This is a genomic window from Pseudomonas siliginis (assembly GCF_019145195.1).
Classification (GTDB): Bacteria; Pseudomonadota; Gammaproteobacteria; order Pseudomonadales; family Pseudomonadaceae; genus Aquipseudomonas; species Aquipseudomonas siliginis.
Genome location: NZ_JAHSTW010000045.1, coordinates 1 through 332, shown reverse-complemented (window position 1 = coordinate 332; position 332 = coordinate 1). Strand labels below are relative to the sequence as shown.

Genomic DNA, 332 nt, shown 5'->3' with positions numbered 1-332 from the left:
AGTTTGCCGCTTTCATCCATGAAACTTTGCCGGGCCCAGATCGTTTTGCTGCCCACCGGCAACGTCACTTCGGCTTGCCAATTGCCCGCCCAATCCACAATGACATCACTGAGCAGAGGTTCGGCAAGCCCTTGCAGACAGACGTCGACAACCCCGCCCCTCATGCCCGTACCCTTGAGCAATGCGGTTCGTGGCAACTTGCCGTGTTGTATCGGCTGGAGAAATTCTGGCGGCAGCAGCACCACCGTCAATTCATGCTCGTCACTGTGTAGCGACGGTCGACCGTCCAGTGTCTGCTGGGCGTCAAAGGTGTAGAGCCTGAATTGCTCGAG

The 332-nt window shown here is 57.5% G+C and carries 1 pseudogene; it reads right to left on the bottom strand.

Features of this window, described 5'->3' with window-relative positions:
* Positions 1 to 332, bottom strand: a pseudogene (locus tag KVG87_RS25790) (hypothetical protein); the annotation flags it as partial.